We start from the raw sequence: 23,002 nt of genomic DNA on the forward strand, positions 1-23,002 counted from the left end.
CATTGATATATTTTTTTGATGTAGGGCAAAAAAATGAAAGAAATTTCAATTGATCTTACCATAAATAGAAATCTTCATCAAATCTTAATCTTTCTGCCGTAATATTGTAGGCATAAGGGGTGAGAGCCTTATACAACTTCATAAGTTGAGAGCGTTAATTTAGATAAGGATGTAGCCAATTGGTTACATCCTTTTTTCTTTTGGGTTTGAATAGTGTGGGGCAGTCAGTGTATTTCAATTACAGATTTATGAGTGATGATGCTTCTCTTCATCATCACATGCATTATGTTAAAAGCTTTCCTCTATAGAAATCAAAGTTTTATGGTGATCATCAATGAGATAATCAGCATGGATAATACTTTTGTTGCCAGGAAATGAATTGATTTCAGGATCTTTTGAAATAAATGATCAAGCAATTCTGGGGTTAATTGGTGCTAATCTGTTGTTGGCAGGCTTTCTAATTTAGGTAAGGAAATAAAAAAAGAACTGCCCAGGTTTTTACCTCCGCTGGTGGCCCATACTTTACCGCCATGCAGCAGCACCAGTGTTTTAACAATATAAAGCCCAATACCATTAGAACGCTCTTTTGCTGTTGGCAATGATGATAGTTTGGCAAACTTGGTAAATAGCTTGCTGAGATCTTCTGTAGTCATGCCTAAACCATTGTCTTTGAATTCGAATATCATGTTACTGGCTTCTGCACTGCAGATTATCTCTATCGTTTCACCTTCGTGTGAATATTTAATCGCATTACTCAACAGGTTATTGAACACGTCATTAATGCGTTCTTCGTCTACCTGGATATAACCATCCGTTTGGCAATTTATTTTAAGCGTTTGTTGTTTTTGTTTCAGTGTATAATCAAAAGTTGCAGCTACTGCGTTGATCAGGTCTATTACTTTAACGGTTTCGAATTTGAGGTCTATAGCAGCATTCTCATTTTTAGCTTCAATCAGCAGGTTGTTGATCGTTTGATCAATTTTTCGACCAGTTTGCTCAATTTTATTGCCCAATGAAGCAAGTTTTTCCGGAGTGAATAAGCCTTTGTCTAAAAGTTGACCATAAGCAATTAGCGAGGTTGCTGGGTTTTTCATATCGTGGGCCAAACGGTGTAAACGGTCATCGTAAGCCCTAACCGAGATACGGTTAATCAGTCGGGATTCAAGTTTTTCCAGGGTAATCCGGGCCAGCCATTTCAGTACAATCAGCTGGTCTTCTTTAATATCATACCTGGGCTTATCGTCCATTACACTTACAGTTCCAATTATAAAGCCTTCCATGGTGGTAATCGGTGCGGCAGCATAAAACCTGATTCCCTTTTCCAATTTAACGTAAGCGTTATCTTTTACTTCAGCACAGGTTTTGGTATCTTCGATCAGCGTAACTTCTGCCGATTGTGAAGCCGTAGTACATAAGCTATCTTCTTTTTTAATTACTGAAACCTGTACCGGGCTTGTGTTAGCTTTAAAATACACCTTTGTTTCATCAATAAAGGAAACAAATGATCCGGCTACTTTAAAAGTGATTTTTGCTATTTCAGCAATCAGATCGAAAAGAAGTTCCGGAGGTGTATCAATAATGTCGTAACGCCTCAGTTTATTGAGCCGCTGAGATTCATATTCTGTTGTGGTGTTTGAGGGCGTGTTAAACTTACTCATTAATGGAAGCTTTTTTAAAAATTCTGGATGGTTGTGGTTACCAACAAATATAAAACAAAGAAGTTTTATTCAGTAATTTAGCTTAGTCAGATCAGGAATGTTTCAAACAGGTTCATCCGGATTGTAAGTTGTTTACTGTTGGGGGGCGTAAATATCTTAATTCGCTGCAAAGAACTGTACGATGTTTATCCCTTACTGCCTTTGGCTTAGTATATTCAGCCATTTTTCAAATCAATAAAAAAGCCGTATAAAAGAAAAGAGATACTCCATCCAGACGTATCTCTTTTTTCTAACCAAATATAAACCTGTTATGAGCCAGGCTTTGTCTTTAACTTTCTTTCTAAACCTGGGTTTATCCTGAAAGTGATTTATCTTTTCTATTGATAATAAACATCGTTCCGTTTATTATGATACAAATATAGTAAAAAAAATGATAGTGTAAAAAATACACTAAGAAAATTTTAAGTATTTTTTTTGTCATTTTTTAATTCCTGTTCCTTTTTAAGAAGATTTTAGGATTTAAAACACCGATAAAGCAAATATCAGGCAAAAATATGTTAAGAAATTGTTAAATATCATTAATTTATCTGTGCTGTGTTTAGAATTGTATCTCAGTATAGCTTAAAAATAGATTTTGCATCAATTTTTAATGGATTTTTATTTTTTTAATGAATATTACATGGATTTGTAATGCTGGATTTTGATAAAATAAATTTTAATTGTGTTTTTAAAATTGATTTTTATCCTTGAAAAATGTTTTTTAAAATAAAAAGGCAACATTAATCAATTAATGTTGCCTTTTATATAGTCTAAAAATTTGCTTAATGCATTTTTTTGTTACAAACTTGCGTAATATTCTACAAATTTAGCTAATGCAGAAGAGTATCCCCATTCGTTATCATACCAGGATACTACTTTAACGAAGTTATCATTTAGTGAAATACCTGCTTTAGCATCAAAAATCGAAGCATGGTCATCGCCAATGAAGTCAGAAGAAACAACTTCGTCTTCAGTATAAGCCAACACACCTTTTAATTCGCCTTCAGAAGCTGCTTTCATCGCGGCTTTAATCTGCTCATAAGTAGCTGGTTTTTCTAAACGTGCAGTTAAATCTACCACAGAAACATCAGCAACAGGCACACGGAAAGACATTCCTGTTAATTTACCTTTTAACTCAGGTAATACCATACCTACTGCTTTAGCAGCACCGGTAGAAGAAGGGATGATGTTGGAAAAACCACCACGGCCACCTCTCCAGTCTTTAGCAGAAGGACCATCAACAGTTTTTTGCGTTGCCGTTACTGCGTGGATTGTGCTCATTAAACCTTCAACAATACCAAAGTTATCGTTTAAAACTTTAGCAATTGGTGCTAAACAGTTTGTAGTACAAGATGCGTTAGAAACAATAGTTTGATCTGCAGTTAATTTATCGTGGTTAACACCCATTACATAGGTAGGAATGTCGCTATCTTTAGCAGGAGCAGAGAAAACTACTTTTTTGGCACCTGCAGCAATGTGTTTTTCAGCATCAACACGGGTTAAGAACAAACCTGTTGATTCAATTACCACTTCAACACCTACAGCATCCCATTTTAAATCAGCAGGATTTCTTTCTGCAGTTACGCGGATGGTTTTACCATTAACCACTAAGTTACCATCAACAACTTCAATGGTGCCATCAAACTTGCCATGTGTAGTATCATATTTTAACATGTATGCCATATAATCTGGCTCGATCAAATCGTTAATCGCTACAATATCTAATCCTCTTTTTAATGCAGCTCTGAAAACCAGTCTGCCAATACGGCCAAAGCCGTTTATTCCAATTTTGCTCATTGTTTGTTAATTAATGTAATGTTTTAATAAATTTTGTATGGGTTCTTTAATGATGCTTTTAATTTTTAGATTGTATTTGCCGGCCACAAACCTTAAACGGTCTTCAAGTTCGGCAGCCACTTTGCCTACTATATGCAGCTCGCTGTCTTTATGCTTTTGCGATGTAGGCAAAATATAGGTTTCGAAGTATTTTTCAAATCCCTCATCAATCAGTTTACAGATATACTCATGTTTGCTGTTGTGGGTAATGAAATCGAAAAACGAAGTTAGAAATATATTTGCCTGCGGCTTATTGTAAATACGTTCTAGTATTTGAGGGCGGTCTAGATTGTATGTTAATGTAAATTTGGCCTCTATGTCCCTGGGCATTTTTTGACTTAAAAATTCTTTCAGGAGTATTTTTCCGAAATAATTTGATGAGCCTTCATCACCAAGGATATAACCTAATCCAAAATTGTTGTTCAGTGGTTTTTTTCCATCAAAATAGGCACAATGTGCACCGCTGCCCAACATACCAACAATACCTGGCTTATTATAACAAGCGGCTTTTGCTGCCCCGAATAAATCATTTTCAACTACAATTTTGCTGTATCTGAAAAATGACGCCAGGGTTTTGGCCAGTACCTCTTTTCGATCTGATGATGATGCCCCGGCTGCAAAAAAATAAATCTTCTTGATATTTTCTGCATGGTTAACCAGGATAACCTTTTTATTTAAAATCTGTAAAATTGTTTTCGGATCAACAAAGCAAGGGTTTAGGCCGGTAGTATTACAATGTGCTACTACCTGTCCATTTCGTGTTATTTTCCAAAATGCCGTTTTTGATCCGCTATAAACAACTGCTACCATATTATATTGAAAGTACTTCTGTCATTTCCATTAAATCGGGTTCGAGTTTAAAAGAATGAGCGGTTAAAGCCTCTCTTATGCTGGTTAATTTGATCTCGTTTCCTTTTAAACCTACCATTTGCTCTGTTTCGCCTGCAATTAACGCATTTACTGCGGCAAAACCTAAACGACTACCCAGAATTCTGTCGAAACTGCTCGGGCTTCCACCTCTTTGGAGGTGACCAAGGATGGTTACTTTGGTATCGTAATGGTCAAAAGTTTCTTTTACCTTTTTAGCAATATCGTAAGCGCCGCCCTGTTTATGGCCTTCGGCCACGATAACGATGCTCGACGATTTTTTTGTTGCTGCACCCAGGGCCAGTTTATCAATTAATTCATTAACACTGGTTTCCCTTTCCGGCAGTAATACTGCTTCGGCACCGCTGGCAATCGAACTTCTTAAGGCAATACAACCAGAATCACGGCCCATTACCTCAATAAAAAATAAACGGTCGTGTGCATCGGCGGTATCCCTGATTTTGTCAATGGCTTCAATTACGGTGTTAATAGCTGTATCGTATCCTAAAGTAAAGTCAGATCCAACTAAATCGTTATCAATCGTTCCCGGTATACCAATTACCTTAACCCCGAAAGTTTCCGAAAAACGTCTGGCTCCGGTGAATGTACCGTCGCCACCAATGACTACCAATCCGTCAATGTCATTTTTCTTTAAGTTGTTGTAGGCAATCTGCTGACCTTCGTCTGTTTTAAATTCTAAACAGCGCGCAGTTTTTAATATGGTACCGCCCAAGTGTAAAATATTACTTACAGAACGGGCATCCATCGGTTTTATGTTGTCGGTTATTAAACCTTGGTAGCCTTGCATTACCCCAAACATGTTAATGCCGTGGTAAATTCCGGTACGAACAACAGCTCTGATCGCTGCATTCATTCCGGGGGCATCGCCTCCAGATGTTAATACAGCTATATTTTTTATATTTGGCTTCATCTTTATAACACGAATATAGTGTGTATTTTTTACACTAAGTAATTTATTTTATTTTTTTTACTTAATATTGAAAGTCATACCTTTATCTGCTTAAAATAACTAATTTTTACTTTGGAACAAATTTTACCTCATTTAGATTCTGTATTCTCGATAGATTGCGTTTTGTTTGGATTTGATGGTAAGGAATTAAAAATCCTGCTAATCGAAAGGAATGAAGAACCATTTAAGGATTGGTGGGCACTGCCTGGTAACATTGTTGGTCCTGATGAAAGTTTAGATCAATCTGCCTCGCGGATTTTATACGAACTTACCGGTTTGCGGGGTATTTATATGGAGCAGTATTATGCTTTTGGCGATCCGGGCAGGCACCCGCAAGGTAGGGTAATTACTTTGGCCTACTATGCTTTGATCCGTTTAGGCGGAGATAAGGAATTACGCCCCATCAGTACTTACGCCAAGCGGGCCAATTGGTTGCCAATTACCGATCTGCCCAAATTGGCTTTTGATCATCAGAAAATTTACGATAAAGGATTAGAAAAAATAAAACGGCGGATTAAACACCAGCCTATTGCCTTTGAGCTCTTGCCAGAGAAATTTACCTTAACGCAATTGCAGCATGTTTATGAACTGGTGCTGGGTAAAAAACTGGATAAAAGGAACTTTAGAAAAAAAATTGTAAGTTTTGGTGTGCTGAAGGAACTTGATGAAAAACAAAAAGGTGTTTCCTATCGTGCAGCTACCTTATACCGTTTTGATAAGCGTAAATACGCAAAGCTTTTTGGTAAGGAGATTTCGTTTTAGCGTTGAGCGGAAGCGTTTGGCATTGAGCGGCAACTAAAGACCGAAAGCCATGTGGCTTTTTATAAATAAAAAATCCCGGTTTGAAATTCAAACCGGGATTTTTTTGCTTGTTATTATATACGACTCTGGAACTAAAGACTCCAGACTTAGGGCTGAAGACTTAGGACTGAAAACTAAGCCTTAGGCGCTAACTCCAGGTGATAATGCACCAGATCATCTATAGGCGAGCGGATAATTTTGCCTACGCCCATTTCGTAACGGTCGGCTACAATACTTAAAATATCACGGAAACTATAACCTACCGAGCCCACACAGTTTAATTTGTGGTCTTTATAGTTTGGATAGTGGATAACCAAAGCTTCGAAAAATGCAGTAAATGCATAATCAATAGTGCTGAAAGCATAGTCTTCGTAGTTATCTTTAAAATCGTACAAGAATTTACTAAAACTTGCACAGAAACGGTTAGGCAGTGGTTTATTGTAAATATTATCGAAAATATCTTCGTTTGTTAAAGCATAGTTATCGTAAAACGCTTCGCGCAATCCTTTTGGCATGTAACCTTTCATGTAATCGCTTAAAATCCGTTTACCGATATACGAACCGCTACCTTCATCCCCCAGGAAATAACCTAAAGAATCGATGTTCATGGTAATTTCAGTTCCGTCATAAAGGCATGAGTTTGTACCTGTGCCTAAAATAGCAGCAAATCCCGGCTCGTTTCCAAGAAGTGCTCTAGATGAAGCAAGTAGATCATGACCTACAAAGATATTTGCATTGACGAAGATCTGTTGCATGGCATCAGCTACAATCTTAACATTTGCAGGTGTAGAACAACCGGCGCCGTAGTAATAAACCGCTGTCAATTTTTCTCTTTCCAAGTGGTCCGGAAGAGTCTCATTCAAAGACTTTACAATGTACTCTCCTTTAGAAAAATATGGATTGTAACCTTCGGTGTTAAAGTAAATTTTTCTGCCGGCCTCGTTAATCAAACACCAATTTGTTTTGGTAGATCCGCCGTCTGCAATTACTATCATTTTATTTATTTTTGGTTTTAGCACGATAAAAGTATAAAAAGTCTTATATTTTGTATTCTTTTTTTTAATAATTTTTTAACAATTTGTTGTTGCTGAAAATGAAGTGTGTAAAAAATACACTATATAAGGCGCCTAATTGCCGAAAAACCTTAAAATTATACTAGAAAGGGCAATGGTCTTTTTTTTAACTTCAATAATATTTTACAACAAAATAGCGAAATGGACAAGCGACTTTTAGATTTTAGGAGTGATACGGTAACCAAACCAACCCCGGGAATGTTGGATGCGATGATGAATGCAAAAGTTGGCGATGACGTTTTTGGCGAAGACGAAACGGTGCATGCTTTGGAGACAAAACTGGCTTCAACTTTTAACATGGAAGCTGGATTGTTCTGTCCATCCGGAACGATGACCAACCAGATTGCCATCAAGTGTTTTACCCAGCCAATGGACGAGGTCATCTGTGATCAGACGGCACATGTTTATCGTTACGAAATTGGAGGTATTGCTTTCCACTCCGGTGCATCGGTAAGATTGTTGCATGGGGAACGTGGAATTTTGACGCCGGAGCTGATAGAACCTGAAATCAACGAAGACAATATCCACTATCCCAACTCCAGTTTGGTTGTTTTGGAGAATACTGTAAATAAGGGTGGTGGAAGCTGTTATACCTTATCGCAGATTGCGCCTATTCATCACCTTTGTAACATAAAAGGATTAAAACTGCATTTGGATGGTGCCCGTGTTTTTAATGCACTGGTGGCCACGGGCGATCAGGCAGGCGAATACGGTAAGTATTTTGATGGCATTTCGGTTTGTTTATCTAAAGGACTCGGGGCACCGGTAGGTTCGGTATTATTAGGCAGTAAACAAATGATCCATAAGGCGCGTAAAATTAGAAAAGCTTTTGGTGGAGGCATGCGCCAGGCAGGTTTTTTGGCTGCGGCGGGCATTTATGCGCTCGATCATCATGTAACACGCCTTAAAGAAGACCATGCCCATGCGAAGGCACTGGCCAATGCACTGGCCAGCGCAAAATATGTAAAATCGGTAATGCCGGTTGAAACCAATATCGTTATTTTTGAAGTAGAAAAGGGATCAGCAGAAAAGATTGTACACCAGCTTAGGGAAAAAGGACTGCATAGCAATACCACCAGTGCCAGCACCATCCGTTTGGTAACACATCTGGATGTAAGCGCCGAAATGATTGATCAGGCAATAGAAATAATATTACATTTGTATTAGCTGGAGGTCCGAAGTCGGGAGTCCGAAGTCAGATAGTTTTATAGTTCATGGTCAATAGTCAGGTAGTTCATTTACAATCTGCATATACACAAAGTCTAACCAACATGCCCAATAACGCCAAACTCCAAACCCCAATCTCCAAACTTTTAATTGCTAACCGTGGCGAAATTGCTTTGCGCATTATGCGCTCAGCAAAGGAAATGGGAATTAAAACGGTTGCTGTTTTTTCTGAAGCAGACCGGAATGCCCTGCATGTACGCTATGCAGACGAGGCCGTTTGTATTGGTCCGGCGCCCTCTAACCAGAGTTATTTGGTTGGTGAGAAGATTATCGATGCCTGTAAACTAACAGGTGCAGAAGCCATTCATCCAGGCTATGGGTTTTTGTCAGAAAATGCAGGTTTTGCACAAATGGTTGCCGATGCCGGACTTATTCTGGTTGGTCCTTCACCGCAGGCCATGGAAACCATGGGCAACAAATTATCTGCCAAGGCCGCAGCATTAAAATATAATATTCCCATGGTTCCCGGAACGGAGGAGGCCATTCAGGATGTAAACGAGGCAAAGCTGCGTGCAATAGAAGTTGGTTTCCCGATTTTGATTAAAGCTGCTGCAGGAGGCGGAGGTAAAGGGATGCGTATTGTAGAGCGGGCTGAAGATTTTGAAGAACAGATGCAACTTGCTGTAAGCGAAGCTACCTCGGCCTTTGGCGATGGGGCTGTTTTTATCGAACGTTATGTTACTTCTCCAAGGCACATTGAGATACAGGTTTTAGGCGATACCCATGGCAATATTGTGCACCTGTTCGAGCGTGAATGTTCTGTGCAGCGGCGGCATCAAAAAGTGGTCGAAGAGGCGCCATCAGCGGTACTGACTGAAGAAATCAGGCAAAAAATGGGCAAATGTGCGGTAGATGTAGCCCGTTCTGTAAATTATACCGGAGCAGGTACGGTAGAATTTATTTTAGATGAAAATCTTGATTTCTTTTTCCTCGAAATGAATACCCGTTTGCAGGTAGAACATCCGGTAACTGAGCTGATTACAGGGATAGATCTGGTAAAAGAACAGCTAAAAATTGCTTCTGGTAAAAAATTGAGTTTTAGCCAGGATGACCTTAAAATCAGTGGACACGCTATCGAACTTAGGGTTTATGCCGAGGATCCGGCCAATAATTTCCTGCCTGACATAGGTACTTTGCAAACTTACATCACACCCAAAGGCAATGGGGTAAGGGTAGATGACGGCTTTGAACAGGGCATGGAAATACCGATTTATTATGATCCGATGATTGCAAAACTGATCACCTATGGCAAACATAGGGAAGAAGCTATAGCGCGAATGGTCAGGGCTATTGAAGAATATGATATTACGGGGATAGAAACTACTTTGGGTTTTGGTAAATTTGTCATGCAGCACGAGGCTTTTAAAACAGGTAAATTTGATACACACTTTGTTGGTAAATACTTTACAGCAGAAAGTTTAAAAAAACAGGATGAAACAGAAGCATTGATTGCCGCTGTAATTGCTGCAAAACTATTCGGAAAAACCGATATAAAATTAAGTGGCGAGGTGGTTAAAAGCAGTTCTGACTGGAGAAAAAATAGATTGAAATATTAAAATATAGAGAAGTCCGGATGGGACCGTCATGCTGATCCGATAGCTATCGGATTTGTTTCAGCATCTTTCTCGGTAATAAATACTAAACCATCATTGCATGGAATCGTCATTCCCATCTTGATTGGGAATCTTAGTGCCTTTAAAGCTTGTTTTTGGCATTAAGATTCGCGCGTGCGCGGGAATGACGGACTTTAAATAAATTACAAAATGTTCACAGGAATTATAGAAACACTTGGCACGGTTACTGCCATTAAAAACGACCATACCAATATCCACTTTACCATATCTTCGGCAATTAGTCATGAATTCAAAATTGACCAGAGTGTAGCCCATAACGGGGTATGTTTAACGGTAGTAGCTTTAAATGATGGAACACATACCGTTACCGCTATAGATGAAACGTTGAACAAAACCAATCTGGCCGGTTTGAAGGTTGGCAGTAAAGTTAACCTGGAGCGCTGTATGCAGATGAATGCCCGTTTAGATGGTCACATTGTGCAGGGCCATGTAGACCAGACCGCGGTTTGTGTGAAACGCGAAGAATTGGACGGTAGTTGGGAATATAGATTTAAATATGACGCAAGCGCCGGAAATGTAACCGTAGAAAAAGGTTCTGCCTGTGTAAACGGTATCAGCTTAACTGTGGTAAATTCAGCTGACGACGAATTTTCGGTATTTATCATTCCTTATACTTTCGAACATACCAACTTACAGGAAGTTGAAGTTGGCGATACGGTAAATTTAGAGTTTGATATTATCGGCAAATATGTTGCCCGGTTGATGAACCGGTAAGCTTATTTTATCTCCTTTTTGATTGAAGGATTTACATAACCTATTGGGTTCATGTTAATGTTTAATTTTTCATAACAGGATAGGATTGTTAGTTAAAGAATATTGCTGATATTGTAGCGTTAAGATTAAAATTAGCGCTAACCAATATGAATCAAAATTTCCTCAGCTCAGGCAAACTAATTCCACTTGTCTTTTTGCTATTATTCACAGCGAATGCTTTAGGGCAGAAAATCCTGGTAACAGATTTAACTGTTGAGCATTTGGTAAATCCTTTTAGTATTGATCATCCAAAGCCCCGATTCAGCTGGAAAATAATTTCGGATATAAAAAATACCAAACAACGCCGTTACGAAATCAAACTGGGTAACTCGCCCAAACTTGAAAAGGTGTTATGGAAAACCACGGTAGATCATGATCAATCGGTGCTTGTGAATTATGACGGACCTCAGTTATCATCAAAAACTAAATATTACTGGCAGGTTAGGGTAAAAGATAATCATGGAAATACTTCTGCATGGTCACCTGTACAATATTTTCAAACGGGGTTAAAAGCTGAAGATTGGCAGGCGAAATGGATCAAGGTAGCTGGAAAAGACACTTCATTAGCGAGTCCATTGTTCAGGAAAGAAATTAAGCTGAAAAAACAAGTCAGCTCTGCATTGGCTTATATTACCGCCAAAGGTTTGTATGAGGCCAATATTAATGGTGGCCGTGTTGGTAATGCTTATTTTGCACCAGGCTGGACCAGTTATCAAGATCATATTCAATATCAGGTTTATGATGTGAAGCAATCGCTAAAGAAAGGTATCAATGTAATTGGCGTGATGTTAGGCGATGGCTGGTACAAAGGACGTATCGGGTTTAATAATCAAAAACAGTTTTATGGTGATACCAGGGCATTGTTAATGCAGCTGGAAATAGAATACACTGACGGGAGCAAAGAAACCATTATATCGGATAACAGCTGGAAAACAAGTTATGGACCGATATTGGCCGCTAACATATATGATGGAGAAACTTATGATGCCCGGCTAGAGCGCCAGGGCTGGAATAATATTGGCTATCAAGAAGGTACTAACTGGAAGCCGGTAGAGGAAATGGCCTTTGGCCCGGAAAAACTGGTTGGAATGAGTGGACCACAGGTAACCAAACATGAAGAATTTAAAGCCTTAAAAATATTTAAAACGCCAAAAGGTGAAACTGTTGCAGATTTTGGTCAGAATTTAGTGGGATGGGTAATGCTGAAAGCAAAAGGACCAGTTGGTACAAAAATATCCATCAGCCATGCCGAAGTATTAACCAAAGAAGGAAATTTTTATACCACTAATCTCAGAACGGCCAGGCAGCAGAACAATTATATTTTAAAAGGTGAAACGGAGCAAATATTCGAGCCACATTTTTCTTTTCAGGGCTTTAGATATGTCAAGATAGATGGATATCCTGGTGAATTAAAATTGGAAAACCTCACTGCCGTAGCGGTTTATTCTGATATGAAAACCAGTGGAAAATTCAGTACCTCTAATCCACTGCTCAATCAATTACAGCATAATATTAGTTGGGGACAAAAAGGGAATTTTGTTGATGTGCCAACAGATTGTCCGCAAAGAGACGAACGTTTAGGCTGGACAGGCGATGCCCAGGCATTTGCCTTAACTGCAGCATATAACATGGATGTATCGGGCTTTTTTACCAAATGGCTGAAAGATGTTTCTGCAGATCAGCTTCCCAACGGCAGCGTTCCTTTTGTAATACCCAATGTGCTGACCCAAAACGATGCAGGTTCTGCCGGATGGGCAGATGTGGCAACTATTGTTCCCTGGGATATGTATGTATCATATGGAGACCAGGGTATATTGGCAACGCAATATAATAGCATGAAAAAGTGGGTTGATTATATTTCTTCAAAGGCAAAAAATAACCTTTGGAATACGGGTTTCCACTTTGGCGATTGGTTGTTTTACCGCCCGAATGATGACAACGACGGCCGTGCCGCAGTGACCGATAAGTACATGATTGCCCAAACGTTTTATGCACACTCCACCCGGTTGCTGATCAATGCTGCAAAGGTATTGGGCAAAACAGAAGATGTAATGAAGTACAATGCGTTGTTAGATCAGATAAAAGCGGCCTACATCAAAGAAAATATGACGCCAAACGGTAAATTGATTTCAAATACCCAAACGGCATATGTATTAGCCCTGCAATTTGATATGCTGCCAGAAAACTTACGTGCGCAGGCTGCACAGAGACTGGTGGATAATGTAAAAGATTATGGAAACCACCTGACAACAGGTTTTTTGGGTACCCCTTACCTTTGCCATGTATTAAGCCGTTTTGGACACGAAGATGTAGCCTACGACTTGTTGCTGCAAGAAAGTTACCCTTCATGGTTATACCCCGTTAAAATGGGCGCAACCACCATATGGGAGCGCTGGGATGGCATTAAACAGGATGGCTCATTTCAAACCGCAGATATGAATTCTTTTAACCACTACGCATATGGCGCTATTGGCGATTGGATGTATAAAAACATAGCCGGTATTAACCCGGTTGTTGCAAAGCCGGGTTATAAAGCCATTTTAATCGCACCAAGACCTGGCGGTAAATTAACCAGTGCTTCGGCAGAGCTGGAAACGGTTTACGGTACGGTTAAATCATCATGGGCTATTGCAGATGGAATTTTTAAGCTGGATGTAACCGTGCCAGCCAATGCAAGTGCTACAGTTGTATTGCCGAAAGCAGATAAAAAAGAAGAAATAGGATCAGGTAGCTATCATTTTGAATACAAATATTAATCGCTAATATTGCAGCCTCGTGTTAAAGGAGATGAACATATATATAGATTTGTCATCCCGAGCCTGTCGAAGGACCAGCATAATGTATGGCAGGTGTTTCGACGGGCTCAACGTGACAATTCGAATCGAAATTAACTTTATAATATCTCGCTTACCGACTTTAAAATAAATGTACAGTAAAGAAGAAGCAGCCCGTTTACGGCAACAATTTTGGATCAGTTTTGGGCAATACATGAAACCCGTCCCTTCAGCAAGTGGTTCAACCGTAAACTGGACGAACTACAAAACTGGTGTGAAGAACATCTTCTTTAAAATGGATGTTGATGGTAAGAAGGCATTTATCAGCATTCAGCTGTCACACCCAGATCCCGGTATCAGACATCTTATTTTCGAACAGTTTGAAGAATTTAAACTCTTATTTACCAACACAGTGGGCGAAGAATGGGACTGGATTAAAAATGCAACTGATGATTTCGGTAAAACGGTATCTCAGATTTCCATCAGCATAACCGGAGTAAGCATTTTTAATCAACAGCACTGGCCGGCACTAATTTCTTTTTTTAAACCCAGAATAATTGCCCTGGATGAATTTTGGGACAGTGTAAAGCCTGTTTTCGAAAATCTGGTTTAATTGGTCAGTTTTAGCTGTGCAATTCTATTTTTTGAAAATTTAATTTCTTCCTTATCATCCGTTAAGCTAGGCTTACTTTTTATATAAAGATTATAGTATTTGAGCGCGTTTTTACCCTGTTTTAAACTGGTATCATAAAATACGGCTAAACGATAATACAATGTTGCAGTTGCTTTAAATTGCAGCCCTTTTTTATAAGCTGCGCTAGCCAGGGCCAGTTGGTTATTTTCTTCATATACCAATCCCAATAAAGCATAATAACTGGAAGTATTGGGCGAAATAGCCTCATCGATCGTCTTTTTCGTATAAAGTGCTGATTGGCTATAATCTTTTAACGCCCGGTAACTGAGTGAGGTGTAGTACAGGGTAGCTTCATTCTCCATCGCCACAGCTTCCAGTTGCTTAAAAAGCGCTATCGCTTTTTGATACTTTTTAGTATAATAATAAGCCTTGGCTACATCTTTTATTACCCCTGCATCTGCACCATCCTTTAATAATTTTTCACCTGAAGCAATTACTTCGGCATATTTTTTAAGTTGGTTGGCAATAGGCAGCTTTGATCTTTGCAAAACTAAATTATTACTATCACCCCTGATGGCAATATCAAGTACATGATAAGCCTTTTCATATTGTTGATTGGTGGAATAGGCTTCAGCAAGGTCGGCAGCAACATCACTTTCTAATGGATTAATAAAATTGGCTTTTAAAAGGTAGATAAGTTTAAGCGAGTCATCCTTCGGAGAATGATATAAATTGGCTAACAGTTTATACACATTAAAATTATTACTGTCTATTTTTACAATTTCGCCATAATACAGTTTGGCTTTTTCGGTATTGCCTCTTTTAGTGTTAATATTACCGAGACTAAAAAGAACGGGCAGGCTCCCGGGTTGCAGCGTGTAGGCCCTGGCATAAAATTTTTCTGCTTCAACATTATTGCCTGCCATTAAAAAACAATATCCAATCTGGCTGAGTATTTTAAAATCATTCACTTCTTCTCCATAAATGCTTTTAAGGTACTGGGCAGCCTGGTCATAACGCTGGGTTTGGTAAAGGTCGAAGAGTTTCTCCTTATCTACAGTTTTTGCATCTTGTGCATAACTAGTTGAAGTTAAAATGAATAAAACTAATGGAATAAGAAGATTTTTCATGACTGGTTATTTTTAAACTAATTTATTAGTTATTTTTGATTCTTCCAAATCTGTTCATTAAAAGATTGATGAAATAAAACAAAACCTGCACTAAGGGGTTTATAAGGAATAGTTTAACTAAAAAATAAGAACCTATGAATACTTTAAAGAAGTTTGAATTAATGGAAAAGATTGTGCGTGAATTGGAAGATTTACAAAATTCTAAGCAGGCACTTATTCAGAAAATTGCTAAAATTGAAGTAGATAATATCGAATTGGGCGACAGTCGTCTGGAAAAAGATTTACCGGATATTCATCAAAATTTAGCTGATAACTTAGATACTATCTCAGGAATTTTAGATTACTTTGCAGGTAAAACACAAAACTTTGGTGATAAAAACAATGTTGATGCTTTAAAAGAACAGGAAGCTATTAACAATGCCACCAGCTAATATTTAACCGCATATGAAATATTTATCTTTAACTGTTGCCTTTTTGCTAGTTGGCTTATTTGCCAGCGCACAGGTACTGCCGTCATTCCAGCTGGGTGTTAAAGCTGGTGCAAATTTTTCGAAATTTGATAGTGAAAACACTTTTAACAGTAACAACCGCACTGGTTTTTATGGTGGCCTTTGGGCCAGGGTAGGTGCAGCAGGCGTTTATTTTCAACCTGAGCTTTACTTATCAGGAAAAAAAGCAGATTTGGTAAGTGATGCAACAGGAGAGGTAAATAAGGTGCGTTTTACGAGCTTGGACGTGCCTTTACTGGTGGGTACTAAATTTGGTGCCGCTGGTGTAGGCCTTCGTTTAAACACCGGACCAATGTTTTCATTGATATTGGACGAAAACCAAAGTTTTGGTCAGGCAGCAGGAAACGTTTTCCGTGCCGACTTTAAAAATCAGGCTTTAGCCTGGCAGTTTGGAGCAGGTTTAGACCTTAAAAAACTAAGTTTTGATGCACGTTATGAACTGGGCTTATCAAAAATAAACAAATCAGGTTATCCTGGTACCAAGTTAAATTTATTTACAATTGGTTTGGGTTATAGAATTTTATAATAAAAATCAATAAAAGCAGAAAGGTGTTCGTTTGTTAAATGAACACCTTTTTTTATGCCTGAGATTTTTTGTGCGCATCTGCTATGGAGATTCTTTACAGATTAATTTGCTTTTTTTAAATAGTTACTTATATTTGTATCGCAAACGATATAATCGTATGCGATAAAAATTAATTTGAAATATATGAAAACGTTATATGAAACAAGCGCTACAGTAACTGGCGGGCGTAATGGAAAAATAACAAGTGAAAATGGTGTTTTAGAACTTGAAGTGAGAATGCCAAAAGAACTGGGCGGTACTAGCGATGGGTTTACTAATCCAGAACAGCTTTTTGCTGCGGGTTATGCAGCTTGCTTTGATAGTGCATTAAACCTGGTGATGCATCAGGAAAAGGTTAAACCTGAACAGCCATCGTCAGTTAAAGCAAATGTATCGCTACATGCTGATGAAAAAGGTGGCTTCAAATTAGGCGTATCTTTACAAGTGAACATCCCTGGAATAGAGACCACGCTGGCTCAACAACTGATAGAAAAAGCACATGCAATATGTCCATACTCAAATGCCACACGTGGAAACATTGATGTTAAATTAGAAGTAATTTAATTATTGAATTAAGCACAGGCGTGAGCGCAGATGGAGATGCCCTTCATTTTAACCATAGTGGAGAAATCTTTAAATAACTTAAAGATTTCTCTGCGCTGTTCCAGTTAAAATAAAACCGATTTTAGTGTTCAACAGCAAATTCGGATAAAATGATTTAATTAGCTGAATATTTATTGATAAAAACAGTGTGATGGAAATAGATGAGTCTTTAAAACTGGAAAATCAGTTGTGTTTTCCGCTTTATGCTGCTTCGAGGTTGGTTACCAAATGTTATCAGCCCGTGCTTGATACCCTGGGCATCACCTACCCACAATATCTGGTTTTAATGGTGTTGTGGGAAAATGATTCCGTTAATTTAAGCCTGCTTGCTGAGAAATTAATGCTGCAATCGAATACCTTAACCCCATTGCTTAAGCGGATGCAGGAAACTGGTCTTGTAGCGCGAGTGAGATCGTTAAAAGATGAGCGAAGCATCGTCATATCACTTACAGAAAAGGGAAAGGCATTAAAAGAAAAAGCCCCGGCTTTACGTGCTCAGCTTGGAGAACAGCTTGGGATAAGCCCTGAAGAAATTATCCAGTTAAAAAGCCTGCTTGATAAATTGATCCAAAACCTGGCGGTATAACGCCAGTTAGTCTTCTTCTTTTTCCTGTTCGATTTCGGTCAGTTCATAAGCAAAAGACCCATTTTTTGGTACAATAGGCGTGGCACGTCCAACGCTTAATGCTTTTATAAAGGAAGCGCCAAAATAGAATATCAGTGAAGAGTAGAATACAAAAAGCATAATCACGATAATGGATCCTGCTGATCCATAAATGTTGCTGATGTTGCTTAGCGGCAGTAAAATCCTTAAGATATACTTTCCGGCAGTGAACAGGCATCCTGTTAACAAACCTCCTGAAATGGCTGCCCGCCAGGTAGGGCGACCATTGGTCAGATACCTGAAAAGTATGGTAAACCAGGTGGTTACGATGATTACAAAAACCAATTGATTAATAACCGAAGTTAAAATTAAACCAAAAGAAGGGGCTCCGTTTTTCAGAAAAGCACCGATATAGGCCTGCACACTATCGGCCAGCAGGCCTATAAAAAATAATATTCCAGCCAATAAAATAATGGTGACAGAGATCGCTCTTGATTTAAGGGTATTAATGATCCCTTTTTTGTCTTTCTGGCCAATATTCCAGATCTGCTCTAAGGAGTTCTTTATTACGTTAAATAGCGTGGTAGCTACAAAAAGAAAAAAGATAAAACTAAACAAGGTAACATACCAGGCTTGATCGATGCCCCGGATGTTTCTTAAGGTAGTTCTGATCTGTAAAATACTTTCATTGTCCAGAATATTCGCTAAACGCTCGAACAGGTGTGTAGCCAATAGTCTTCTATCGGTAAACATACCGAAAAGCCTGATCAGGATAATTAATATTGGAGGTAAAGCGAAATTGGTAAAAAAAGCAGTAGCACCGGCCAACCGTAAGGGATCATTTTGCTGAAATAAATTAAATGCTTTTCTTATGGTCGAGAAAAAAAACTTCAGATCTGGTATTATCGATGGCATTACTCCTGCGTTAAACTCAAAAGGCCGAAAATAGCAAAAATACTTTATTCAGCCTTTTTATGATTGTAAAGATTCTAGTTCGTTTTAGTGAAAACCATTAAGGTTTTATCGCCATTTAACAGTTGTAGCTTATTGTCGGTTATTTTAGCACCATTAACCTGGTTAAGGGCATGTAAATAAGCACGTTCAGCCGCATCAGTGTCCTGACAGAACATTTTTGTGCTGAAAACATTTTTAACGGTTATTTTATTGTCTGCTATTTCTCCTTGTCCGCCGTAACTGTTGCAGAACGATTTTCCGCTGATTTTAAGGCTGTCAGCAAAGTTTAACGTTGCTTTAGCAGTTGAGGGTAAAGTTAATCCCGGCAATGCTGTTAATTCCCATTGGGTATTGGTAAAACTTGCCGGATCTAATTTTTCTTTGCAAGAACTCAATAATAAGATCAATATTCCACAGTAGATAAGGTTTTTCATAACAAAAGGTTTATATTATTTTCTTTTTATCATCAAAAACTAAACCAATAAAAGGTAAATCCGTTTTAGATAAAGCTAAACTGATTTTTCAATTTTCATCCAGTGGTGTTTTGTACCATCATGGTCGAAAATGGAAATCCGTTTTAGCCCCACTTTTTCCAGCACACGGATAGATCCCAGGTTATTAATATCTGCAATACCAATTAGCTCAATTAACTTTAGCTCATTAAAACCATAATCTCGCGCAGCTTTTGCCGTTTCTGTGGCATAACCTTTTCCCCAGAACCGTTTGATAAACCGGTATCCCAGATCGTAATAATTAACATGGTTATTGGTCGTTTCTTTTATGAGTTTTAAACCAGACCACCCTACAAAATCACCTGTTGCTTTTTCGATCACCGCCCATCTCCCAATGCCATTTTCTACATATTGTTTTCTGATAAACTCAATTTCCAGCATACTTTGCTCAATTGACTTTACGGGTCTTTTACCAAGATAAAGTTGAACATCTGGGTCGCTGTTCATTTCAAACATACCCTCCGCGTCAGCGGGCATCAATTCGCGTAAAATTAAACGTTCGGTTTCAGCAAAAATCTTCATACCATGCTCCTTTTTTGATCAAAATTAAGATAAAGTTATGTAAGATGGATGATGTAAGATGGATCATGGAATAATGTTGCGACGTTCTGCAATATTAAGGGGGGACGGGATATTGGCATTTGTTCCTGCAAATCCAATCGAATTTGTGCAGCGGTTTGAGAATGAAAGTTGGGACATAACGACGGAGTATGGACATGAATACTTTTGATCCTATGACCGCTGTGCGTTCGCGCGCTGAATTTGGTGGTGAAAAATTAAGATCAAAATTTCCGGAAAAATTGTCTCAATGCTACTTTAAGTCGAATTTTAAATTTAAGCACTAATTTTCTGTAGGATTTAATTACAGAAAAGCAATAAAGATTTTAAATTAGCGCAAAATATAAATAGCTAAACCATGAAAATTACGCTTTATGCACTCTTACTATCCGTTGTTTTATTTGGCTGCGGAGGCAACCCGGAAAAAACTTTTAAAGCACGCGCATTTGCTGCAGGTGATGATTTTAACGTATTTCCAAAATCAGCAAAAAACATTTTAACCATAGTAAAAACTGATTCCGGGAAAATAGCTGCTGCGGATCGTTTTATCATTAAATCTAAGGATACAGCCGTTATCATAGACGACGCGCCAAATGCTGAAACCAAGAAATTTAAAACAGCATCATTTATCAATACACAAAAAACAGCTGTATTGGTTCAGAGCGACAATGGAAAGGATAAGATGGATCCTTTTTACATCATTTATATAAATGGTGGGAAAACGGAAGTAGTGAGCCTGAACAAGCCTTCAAAAGGTGCTGAAGATAAAAAATATACAAACGGATTGGAAGAGTTAACCAGAAGCAATTGGTTGGTGAACAACGATTTTTTGATCACCACCATCAATTCAAGGGTTTACCCGGTTAAGCGCCAGAAAGAAGATGAGCGTATCCAGGGGAAATTCTTTATGTATTCCAGCGATAAAACTACATTGGCATTTTTGACGGCAAATGCTTTATACCAGGTAAATACTAAAACCGGAGAAACTTTTAACCTGCCCCTGCCTGCATCATTAACCAGTCAGCCTGAAACCTTGGTAGCAAATATCCAAAGAGACTATACTTGGGTGCCAAATGAGCACGGAACCTCTTTTTTAAAGAAAAATGCTGACGACGACCGCATTGTGGATATTAGTGAGTTCAAACGTTAAGATTGTATAAATTATTAACAACGATTGTAAATGTACCTTTAACTCCAATCAAAAATTTGTTATTGGGCCTTTTGAACAATTTTTCCACCGAAACAAAAAGCCTTTTATTATACACTTGCTATTGATCAATTTATAATAAAACTAGTCATTGCGAGGATGAACGACGAAGCAATCTTCATGATAGAGATTGCTTCTCCTATTATATATCAATCTTTTGCTGTAAGTTTTTGTTTTTTTACAGGCTAATTGTCATGCTGATCAGATAGCTGTCAGATTCATTTTACAATTAGCGCTAGCGTTTTCAATTGTCTCGTAGCTACTGCCTGGTCAGCATATTTTTTATAGAACAGAACCCTGAAATAAATTCAGGGTGACGATCGGAAATTAAAAAAGTTCATAAAAAATCTCAAGATCTGATGATTAATTCAAGTGAGGTTATATACCTAAACCACTATTGTTCTAAAGGTGAGGTTTATCCGGGGCTTACTTACCTTTTTGGTTGTAGGTAATCTGTGGAGCCAGTTGGTTTGCGTTTCATCTTTCATCACCAGTAAACTTCCATTTTCTAAAAACAGGGTTATTGTTTCTTTGGTTTTTTTATGTTTAAATAAAAATCTCCGCTCTGCACCAAAACTTAGCGATGCAATGGCAGCATCTTTTGCCAGGGCCTTTTCGTCATCACTATGGTAAGCCATGCCTTCATCACCATTGTGGTATAAATTAAGTAGACAAGAATTAAACGTTGTACCTGTTTGTTCCTCTGATATCTTTTTTAGCGCTAATAACTCCTTTGTCCATCTTAAGGCAGTTTTCGATTGATTGGAATAGGTATAAGAATAGGCTTCATCTCCGTACCAGGCTACTTTTCTTTTAGTAATGATGTGTTTGCCCATGATAAAGGCTTCATCGTTCTTCCATTCAATCGTTTTGATCAGCGCATCAAAATAATGATCGGCTTCTGGCTGCCGGAATAATTTGCCATAATAATTCACTGTTCCATCATATGGGAGCAGGTTTTTGTTAATATCTATTGTGGTATTGAATAAATCCATTTTTTATATTTTTTTAAGCAATGCCCACACGGGCGATAGCCCATGTTGAGTGCTTCTGCTTCAGAACGGAAAAATACGCGGTTTTCTTTCTTCATCCGCTTTCCCGATCTGCATTTAAGTAGTCCGTAAATTTTCAACCTGGCATTTCCGCCGAAGCAAATATGTTTGTTTTTAACATACTTTTTGAACTCTTCAGTTGAAATATCGATATGTTTAATCATTCGTGATCATAATTCGTTTTTGCTGCTTCCCAGCCAATCATTGCTGTTTTTCGGTTTACTCCCCAATGGTAGCCACCCAAGGCCCCGCCTGATTGTATTACCCGGTGGCAGGGAATGAGAAAAGCCACCGGGTTATCGCCAATGGCAGTACCCACCGCCCTTGATGCATTTGGGTTTTGCAGTTGTTTCGCAAGGTTGCCATAAGTGGCTAGTTTACCCATGGGGATTTTTAATAAAGCCTCCCAAACCTTTAACTGGAAGTCGGTACCTTTTAAATGTAGTTTAATCTGTTGCATTTTGCTCCAATCGTGACCGAAAATATATAAAGCATTTTGCTGCTCTTTATCCAATATCTGTTGGTATTGAGCTGCTGGGAACTGGCACTGCAGATTTGCAAAAGCAACATTTTCATCATCATAAAAAGCGATATGGCAAATCCCTTTTGTGGTACTGGCTACGATGATATTCCCGAACGGACTTTCTGCAAAACTATAATTGATACAAAGCTTTTCGCCACCGTTTTTATATTCGCCAGGTGTCATCCCTTCGATATTGACAAAGAGATCGTGCAGCCTGCCCGTTCCAGATAAGCCGGTTGCCAATGCGGTATCGAATAAACTTTGGTTTTCTTTCAGCATTTCTTTGGCATAACCAATGCTGATATATTGTAAAAAACGTTTAGGGGTGGTGCCCGCCCATTCGCAGAATAACCTTTGGAAATGATAGGGACTTAAGTTTACCTTTTCTGCAATTTCTTCTAAACCGGGCTGTGTTTTAAAATTTGTTTTGATATAGTTTATGGCTTCAGCTATCCGGTTGAAATTGATTTCTTCTTGTGCTTTCATGGTATTGAGTAATTTACATCCCAAAAGTAGTTT

The 23,002-nt window shown here is 38.5% G+C and carries 23 protein-coding genes; 11 read left to right on the plus strand and 12 right to left on the minus strand.

Annotation, left to right across the window (positions count from 1 at the left end):
• Positions 1-434: 434 nt before the first annotated feature.
• From ABEG20_RS01920 to pfkA, 4 genes are all read right to left on the minus strand, one after another.
• The gene (locus tag ABEG20_RS01920; RefSeq protein ID WP_406825734.1) at positions 435-1,658 is read right to left on the minus strand and encodes an ATP-binding protein; all 1,224 of its coding nucleotides are present in this window, start codon (positions 1,656-1,658) and stop codon (positions 435-437) included.
• 837 nt (positions 1,659-2,495) lie between these two features.
• Positions 2,496-3,494: a type I glyceraldehyde-3-phosphate dehydrogenase gene (gap, locus tag ABEG20_RS01925; RefSeq protein WP_090499152.1), complete on the minus strand. Its 999-nt coding sequence runs from the start codon at positions 3,492-3,494 to the stop codon at positions 2,496-2,498.
• 6 nt (positions 3,495-3,500) lie between these two features.
• Positions 3,501-4,343 (minus strand): hypothetical protein, encoded by an 843-nt coding sequence (locus tag ABEG20_RS01930; RefSeq protein ID WP_406825735.1) that lies wholly within the window; start codon positions 4,341-4,343, stop codon positions 3,501-3,503.
• Position 4,344: 1 nt separating this feature from the next.
• Positions 4,345-5,331, minus strand: a complete 987-nt coding sequence (pfkA, locus tag ABEG20_RS01935) for a 6-phosphofructokinase (protein ID WP_406825736.1) — start codon at positions 5,329-5,331, stop codon at positions 4,345-4,347.
• A gap of 111 nt (positions 5,332-5,442) precedes the next feature.
• Between pfkA and ABEG20_RS01940 the strand changes: the two genes are divergently transcribed.
• On the plus strand, positions 5,443-6,132 hold the full coding sequence (locus ABEG20_RS01940; protein ID WP_090499147.1) for an NrtR DNA-binding winged helix domain-containing protein: 690 nt from the start codon (positions 5,443-5,445) through the stop codon (positions 6,130-6,132).
• A 173-nt stretch (positions 6,133-6,305) separates the two neighbouring features.
• Here the strand turns inward: ABEG20_RS01940 and ABEG20_RS01945 are convergent, their stop codons facing one another.
• Positions 6,306-7,166 carry an N-acetylglucosamine kinase gene (locus tag ABEG20_RS01945; RefSeq protein ID WP_406825737.1) on the minus strand — a complete coding sequence of 287 codons (861 nt, stop codon included), beginning with the start codon at positions 7,164-7,166 and terminating at the stop codon, positions 6,306-6,308.
• A gap of 219 nt (positions 7,167-7,385) precedes the next feature.
• Here ABEG20_RS01945 and ABEG20_RS01950 point away from each other — a divergent pair, with 219 nt between their 5' ends.
• The 5 genes from ABEG20_RS01950 to ABEG20_RS01970 all read left to right on the plus strand — a co-directional run bounded on the left by ABEG20_RS01950 (position 7,386) and on the right by ABEG20_RS01970 (position 14,245).
• Positions 7,386-8,411: a threonine aldolase family protein gene (locus ABEG20_RS01950; RefSeq protein ID WP_406825738.1), complete on the plus strand. Its 1,026-nt coding sequence runs from the start codon at positions 7,386-7,388 to the stop codon at positions 8,409-8,411.
• 104 nt (positions 8,412-8,515) lie between these two features.
• Positions 8,516-10,027: an acetyl-CoA carboxylase biotin carboxylase subunit gene (gene accC / locus ABEG20_RS01955; protein ID WP_406825739.1), complete on the plus strand. Its 1,512-nt coding sequence runs from the start codon at positions 8,516-8,518 to the stop codon at positions 10,025-10,027.
• Positions 10,028-10,234: 207 nt separating this feature from the next.
• Positions 10,235-10,819 (plus strand): riboflavin synthase, encoded by a 585-nt coding sequence (locus tag ABEG20_RS01960; RefSeq protein ID WP_406825740.1) that lies wholly within the window; start codon positions 10,235-10,237, stop codon positions 10,817-10,819.
• A gap of 146 nt (positions 10,820-10,965) precedes the next feature.
• On the plus strand, positions 10,966-13,614 hold the full coding sequence (locus ABEG20_RS01965) for a family 78 glycoside hydrolase catalytic domain (protein ID WP_406825741.1): 2,649 nt from the start codon (positions 10,966-10,968) through the stop codon (positions 13,612-13,614).
• A gap of 169 nt (positions 13,615-13,783) precedes the next feature.
• Positions 13,784-14,245, plus strand: coding sequence for a DUF4268 domain-containing protein (locus ABEG20_RS01970; protein WP_406825742.1), 462 nt, complete (start codon positions 13,784-13,786; stop codon positions 14,243-14,245).
• Here ABEG20_RS01970 and ABEG20_RS01975 read toward each other — a convergent pair.
• A complete protein-coding gene (locus ABEG20_RS01975) occupies positions 14,242-15,396 on the minus strand; it encodes a tetratricopeptide repeat protein (RefSeq protein WP_406825743.1) in 1,155 nt (384 codons plus the stop codon). The genes ABEG20_RS01970 and ABEG20_RS01975 overlap by 4 nt on opposite strands.
• Positions 15,397-15,530: 134 nt before the next feature.
• Between ABEG20_RS01975 and ABEG20_RS01980 the strand changes: the two genes are divergently transcribed.
• The 4 genes from ABEG20_RS01980 (at position 15,531) to ABEG20_RS01995 (ending at position 17,659) form a co-directional block, all read left to right on the plus strand.
• The gene (locus tag ABEG20_RS01980; RefSeq protein WP_090499133.1) at positions 15,531-15,827 is read left to right on the plus strand and encodes a hypothetical protein; all 297 of its coding nucleotides are present in this window, start codon (positions 15,531-15,533) and stop codon (positions 15,825-15,827) included.
• A 13-nt stretch (positions 15,828-15,840) separates the two neighbouring features.
• A complete protein-coding gene (locus ABEG20_RS01985) occupies positions 15,841-16,431 on the plus strand; it encodes a porin family protein (RefSeq protein WP_406825744.1) in 591 nt (196 codons plus the stop codon).
• A gap of 183 nt (positions 16,432-16,614) precedes the next feature.
• On the plus strand, positions 16,615-17,034 hold the full coding sequence (locus tag ABEG20_RS01990; RefSeq protein ID WP_406825745.1) for an organic hydroperoxide resistance protein: 420 nt from the start codon (positions 16,615-16,617) through the stop codon (positions 17,032-17,034).
• 190 nt (positions 17,035-17,224) lie between these two features.
• Complete coding sequence (locus tag ABEG20_RS01995) at positions 17,225-17,659, plus strand: MarR family transcriptional regulator (protein WP_205056655.1); 435 nt, start codon at positions 17,225-17,227, stop codon at positions 17,657-17,659.
• A 6-nt stretch (positions 17,660-17,665) separates the two neighbouring features.
• Here ABEG20_RS01995 and ABEG20_RS02000 read toward each other — a convergent pair whose 3' ends face one another.
• The 3 genes from ABEG20_RS02000 to ABEG20_RS02010 all read right to left on the minus strand — a co-directional run bounded on the left by ABEG20_RS02000 (position 17,666) and on the right by ABEG20_RS02010 (position 19,665).
• On the minus strand, positions 17,666-18,592 hold the full coding sequence (locus ABEG20_RS02000; protein ID WP_406825746.1) for a YihY/virulence factor BrkB family protein: 927 nt from the start codon (positions 18,590-18,592) through the stop codon (positions 17,666-17,668).
• 74 nt (positions 18,593-18,666) lie between these two features.
• The gene (locus tag ABEG20_RS02005; RefSeq protein WP_406825747.1) at positions 18,667-19,065 is read right to left on the minus strand and encodes an META domain-containing protein; all 399 of its coding nucleotides are present in this window, start codon (positions 19,063-19,065) and stop codon (positions 18,667-18,669) included.
• A 75-nt stretch (positions 19,066-19,140) separates the two neighbouring features.
• On the minus strand, positions 19,141-19,665 hold the full coding sequence (locus tag ABEG20_RS02010; RefSeq protein WP_406825748.1) for a GNAT family N-acetyltransferase: 525 nt from the start codon (positions 19,663-19,665) through the stop codon (positions 19,141-19,143).
• A 394-nt stretch (positions 19,666-20,059) separates the two neighbouring features.
• On the opposite strand from ABEG20_RS02010, the gene ABEG20_RS02015 reads away from it, so the two are divergent.
• Positions 20,060-20,851, plus strand: coding sequence for a hypothetical protein (locus ABEG20_RS02015; protein WP_406825749.1), 792 nt, complete (start codon positions 20,060-20,062; stop codon positions 20,849-20,851).
• Between the two features lie 443 nt (positions 20,852-21,294).
• Here the strand turns inward: ABEG20_RS02015 and ABEG20_RS02020 are convergent, their stop codons facing one another.
• Genes ABEG20_RS02020 through ABEG20_RS02030 form a run of 3 tightly spaced genes read right to left on the minus strand, consistent with a single transcriptional unit; the run spans position 21,295 to position 22,969 of the window.
• The gene (locus ABEG20_RS02020; RefSeq protein ID WP_406825750.1) at positions 21,295-21,903 is read right to left on the minus strand and encodes an alpha-ketoglutarate-dependent dioxygenase AlkB family protein; all 609 of its coding nucleotides are present in this window, start codon (positions 21,901-21,903) and stop codon (positions 21,295-21,297) included.
• Entirely contained in the window at positions 21,879-22,124 is a 246-nt protein-coding gene (locus ABEG20_RS02025) for an Ada metal-binding domain-containing protein (RefSeq protein WP_406825751.1), read from the minus strand. The genes ABEG20_RS02020 and ABEG20_RS02025 overlap by 25 nt, the downstream gene beginning before the upstream one ends.
• The gene (locus ABEG20_RS02030) at positions 22,121-22,969 is read right to left on the minus strand and encodes a bifunctional helix-turn-helix domain-containing protein/methylated-DNA--[protein]-cysteine S-methyltransferase (protein ID WP_406825752.1); all 849 of its coding nucleotides are present in this window, start codon (positions 22,967-22,969) and stop codon (positions 22,121-22,123) included. Before ABEG20_RS02030 ends, ABEG20_RS02025 begins: the two co-directional genes overlap by 4 nt.
• Positions 22,970-23,002: the final 33 nt, after the last annotated feature.

The organism is Pedobacter sp. KACC 23697, from assembly GCF_045348445.1.
GTDB lineage: Bacteria > Bacteroidota > Bacteroidia > Sphingobacteriales > Sphingobacteriaceae > Pedobacter.

Bases quoted from the DNA above. Each gene is read 5' to 3' on its own strand.
- ABEG20_RS01920 (WP_406825734.1), bottom strand. From the start codon at position 1,658: ATGAGTAAGTTTAACACGCCCTCAAACACCACAACAGAATATGAATCT.
- gap (WP_090499152.1), bottom strand. From the start codon at position 3,494: ATGAGCAAAATTGGAATAAACGGCTTTGGCCGTATTGGCAGACTGGTT.
- ABEG20_RS01930 (WP_406825735.1), bottom strand. From the start codon at position 4,343: ATGGTAGCAGTTGTTTATAGCGGATCAAAAACGGCATTTTGGAAAATA.
- pfkA (WP_406825736.1), bottom strand. From the start codon at position 5,331: ATGAAGCCAAATATAAAAAATATAGCTGTATTAACATCTGGAGGCGAT.
- ABEG20_RS01945 (WP_406825737.1), bottom strand. From the start codon at position 7,166: ATGATAGTAATTGCAGACGGCGGATCTACCAAAACAAATTGGTGTTTG.
- ABEG20_RS01950 (WP_406825738.1), top strand. From the start codon at position 7,386: ATGGACAAGCGACTTTTAGATTTTAGGAGTGATACGGTAACCAAACCA.
- accC (WP_406825739.1), top strand. From the start codon at position 8,516: ATGCCCAATAACGCCAAACTCCAAACCCCAATCTCCAAACTTTTAATT.
- ABEG20_RS01960 (WP_406825740.1), top strand. From the start codon at position 10,235: ATGTTCACAGGAATTATAGAAACACTTGGCACGGTTACTGCCATTAAA.
- ABEG20_RS01965 (WP_406825741.1), top strand. From the start codon at position 10,966: ATGAATCAAAATTTCCTCAGCTCAGGCAAACTAATTCCACTTGTCTTT.
- ABEG20_RS01970 (WP_406825742.1), top strand. From the start codon at position 13,784: ATGTACAGTAAAGAAGAAGCAGCCCGTTTACGGCAACAATTTTGGATC.
- ABEG20_RS01975 (WP_406825743.1), bottom strand. From the start codon at position 15,396: ATGAAAAATCTTCTTATTCCATTAGTTTTATTCATTTTAACTTCAACT.
- ABEG20_RS01980 (WP_090499133.1), top strand. From the start codon at position 15,531: ATGAATACTTTAAAGAAGTTTGAATTAATGGAAAAGATTGTGCGTGAA.
- ABEG20_RS01985 (WP_406825744.1), top strand. From the start codon at position 15,841: ATGAAATATTTATCTTTAACTGTTGCCTTTTTGCTAGTTGGCTTATTT.
- ABEG20_RS01990 (WP_406825745.1), top strand. From the start codon at position 16,615: ATGAAAACGTTATATGAAACAAGCGCTACAGTAACTGGCGGGCGTAAT.
- ABEG20_RS01995 (WP_205056655.1), top strand. From the start codon at position 17,225: ATGGAAATAGATGAGTCTTTAAAACTGGAAAATCAGTTGTGTTTTCCG.
- ABEG20_RS02000 (WP_406825746.1), bottom strand. From the start codon at position 18,592: ATGCCATCGATAATACCAGATCTGAAGTTTTTTTTCTCGACCATAAGA.
- ABEG20_RS02005 (WP_406825747.1), bottom strand. From the start codon at position 19,065: ATGAAAAACCTTATCTACTGTGGAATATTGATCTTATTATTGAGTTCT.
- ABEG20_RS02010 (WP_406825748.1), bottom strand. From the start codon at position 19,665: ATGAAGATTTTTGCTGAAACCGAACGTTTAATTTTACGCGAATTGATG.
- ABEG20_RS02015 (WP_406825749.1), top strand. From the start codon at position 20,060: ATGAAAATTACGCTTTATGCACTCTTACTATCCGTTGTTTTATTTGGC.
- ABEG20_RS02020 (WP_406825750.1), bottom strand. From the start codon at position 21,903: ATGGATTTATTCAATACCACAATAGATATTAACAAAAACCTGCTCCCA.
- ABEG20_RS02025 (WP_406825751.1), bottom strand. From the start codon at position 22,124: ATGATTAAACATATCGATATTTCAACTGAAGAGTTCAAAAAGTATGTT.
- ABEG20_RS02030 (WP_406825752.1), bottom strand. From the start codon at position 22,969: ATGAAAGCACAAGAAGAAATCAATTTCAACCGGATAGCTGAAGCCATA.